We start from the raw sequence: 3,187 nt of genomic DNA on the forward strand, positions 1-3,187 counted from the left end.
GTTCCCACGAGTAAATTAGAATATTTTGAGAAACTGTTGGATCAATCCTCGCCTGAGGAAATCCAGGATTTTTGTCGTCGCAATATCTATGACTTGGATCAAATCATCGCTCAGGAGCTAATCAACTTTCGCGAAACATACCTAAGCGCTTAATCATAAAAAAATGGAAAATATTGTTTCAAACGGTCCGGAGAAAAAGAAAATTGTCATTGTTGATACTTCCGAAGGAATGGAGAATGAAGTGCGCGACATTGCGGATGCTAATCTAACAGTTTCAAAAGATGAGCTCAGAGGCGTGAAAGGTTTTTTCAAAAAAATTTGGAAATATGGTCTAGCAGAAGCCTACTACCGCAACAAAGAAATTCACAAAGTCAGACAAGGGGTGCTAGCGAGTGATAATATCTATGTGGATGAGGATGCTGATGGCACGGCTCACAAAGAAGCGATGGGTGCGATTGTGGATCAATTTGCTTCAGAATATGAAGGCACTATACATACGGAAGCCGGAGAAAAAAAAGAAGTGCTTGGTGCTAGCGAGGCGGAAAAAGAAGTTAAAGCCAGCATCAAGGCGCTCATCAAGAATTATGCGCAAGGAACGCTCAATGACGAAAGTTTTCAAGAAGAAAAAAACCTGATCTTTTCCCAGCTCAAGGGAGTGAAAAAAGAGACCATCGATAAGGGTTGTATGTTTGCCGACAATTTACTGGAAATCGCTAAAAATGTCAAAGAGGCGGTGGCGCATGGTCAAGGATTAGAAGAGTTAGATCTCGATTTTGAGGTGGTGATTGGAAAATCCAAAATGGGTGCCCGCACTGAGGCGCAATTTAGCGCAGTGGATCGCATAACTGAAAAACTCGCTTCTTCCAAGGTGGGCAGCTTTGTCAATGAAGCCACAATTGCTTCGGCGGTTGCTATGGCCTATTCTATCGGCACCTTTGCTTCCAAAAAAATGATGAATAGTAAATTAGCTGCTTGGGGAACTTTTGGCGCAACTGCTGGTTTGGCGACTATTCTTTCAGGCATGCGAGAGAGCAGAAAGCTAGAGGCGGAAAGGAGGCAACATGCGCGCGAGATGGCGAAGGGAAAAAAGTTTGACCCTAATCAAGCTCCTCGTAGAAAAAAAATGGAAGAGTTTCGCCAGGAAACCAGAGAGTCGAATACTCTGGTGGATTTACTGGAGAATAGTTTGTACGCTTCTAGAAATGGCCAGCGCGAATTGAAAAATATCACTCAGGCAGAATTTAGCCAAGTATTGACTAATTTAGCTGAAATTGAAGCACGGGTAGCAATTTCCGATCAACAAAAAATCGATTTGATCAGTTTTTCTGATGGCAAAAAAGTGGGAGCAGAACGTTTGCGCATGGACATTGCTCGCGCTCAAGCCAAAGTGGAATTACGAAAGATTATTGCAACTAATCCAGCTTTCTTGCCTCAAGGAAAAAGTTTTGATGCATTGTTGCAATCAGCCCAAGACTTGAGAACAACTCAACTTATCGAAGGCAATGACGGGGTGGAAAGAAAGAATGTCCTATTTAAAAAAATGAAACACAAGGAAGTTGCGAAACCATGGTAAAGACATTGGCTATTGGTATGTCCCTTGGTGCGATTGCTCAAGAGGCCGGAGCTTTTTTTCAAGATCATCAAGAAGGGCTTTTTGAATCACAATCAGCTCCAACAGGCAACGCCCAGCATTACACGGTCATGGAATATTTGAGACGCTTGGCTATTGGTGATTTTCCGGAAGCAGCCAAGTTGGGGGCGATGCATGAGGTGTTGGTAGGCGGTCATCGCATCCATATCCCGGCGGGAGCGGATTTGGTTCCTAATCCAGATGGCTCTTTTGGTCTGATGCGAGGAGCGATAACTCTCGTGGATCACATCACTTTCGATCCAAATGGGGGACTGTCAGAAGAGTCCAGGAGGCTCCTGGAGGCTCAGGGCATTGATGCCGGTACTTTTGGTATCCCGGAAAATGTGGCGCCTCAGGAGCTGGCTAATCACAAAATCCATCGTACCTTGTGGTATGACAACGACACGCCTAAGCCGGTTTTTGACAAGAATGAACTGAAGTTGCATTGGGGTGGCCATCATGGCACTGGAGTGGATAGTCACGGTAACTATGTTTTCAATGTGAAGCAAATGGTTAATGACGGTTCCTATCATAGTCAGGCTGCTATCAAGGCGCATGAGGCTATGGGTGCCGGAAAACTGAAAATGCTTTTTTCCCTTTCCCAAGATACGCAAAATCAAGTAGTGGAGGTGCCGATTGATGCTTCGGGCAATGCAGTTATTGATCCGAATAGTGAAGCAGGTAAAGCCCTGTTCAAAGTCACTAACGGGCACGCTGAATTTCTTGGCAGATATGCGGAAGTGGCTGAAGCTGTCGGAAACGAAAATGGCGTGGAACAGGTGCGCATCTTAGCCACTCATGTAGGGCATGGCATTGACGGCGAACATCCGCTACCGGTGCCGAAGAGTAATCCAGTCACCATTTTTGGTGTGCCACCAGCGGAGGATCCAGAGCATATTATGGATGCTCCACCATTTATTCCAATTTTTGGCAGGAATCCCCTGGAGAAGACTAAGCAGGAGGAGTCGAATAATATCCAGGAAATTCCAGGCATGAAGGAATTGGAAAAAGAAAGACTAGAATTGGCTGAAATTAGAGCTGGCATACTGGAATTGCTAAGAGAAAGAAATCAGGCGGTGGCCATTGCCGCTACAACAGCCCTAACCCCTTCAGCACAAAACATGAATCAACCGATTCAAATGCCAGCATCCCAGGAAGTGGCCGAATTAGTGGCGGCCAGAGATAGCATGCTGGAGCTTTTGAGGAAGAGGGAGGGGGAGTTGGGGGCGAATATTACAAAGATATCAGAAAAAATTTCAGAAGAACTGGATTATCCCATTCGGGCAGCCGCTTGGCACACAGTCAGTAAACTAGAAACTTCTTCGAACTTTAGCTATGCGGATTTGAATGGTGCCACTCCGGAAGAGCGGGAAGAGAATTTTAAAAAAGTGACCAGGGCAGTGTGGGATGATTTCGCGGTGCATGGTTTTACAAGATTTGATGCAACAACCGGTCAGTGGGCAATCGAGAGAAGGTCTGATTTGGATGGTAATAGCTGTTTGAAGTTGATGGAGTTGGCTGGAATGCAAGTGGATATGAGTAAGGTGAATTTTGTAG

The 3,187-nt window shown here is 45.3% G+C and carries 2 protein-coding genes; both read left to right on the top strand.

What is annotated here, in order from left to right:
* Positions 1-163 precede the first annotated feature (163 nt).
* Complete coding sequence (locus WC777_06395) at positions 164-1,573, top strand: hypothetical protein (GenBank protein MFA6024790.1); 1,410 nt, start codon at positions 164-166, stop codon at positions 1,571-1,573.
* Between the two features lie 17 nt (positions 1,574-1,590).
* The coding region (locus WC777_06400; GenBank protein ID MFA6024791.1) for a hypothetical protein at positions 1,591-3,187 on the top strand (1,597 nt) is incomplete at its 3' end.

Source organism: Candidatus Gracilibacteria bacterium, from assembly GCA_041661045.1.
GTDB lineage: Bacteria > Patescibacteriota > Gracilibacteria > UBA1369 > 2-02-FULL-48-14 > 2-02-FULL-48-14.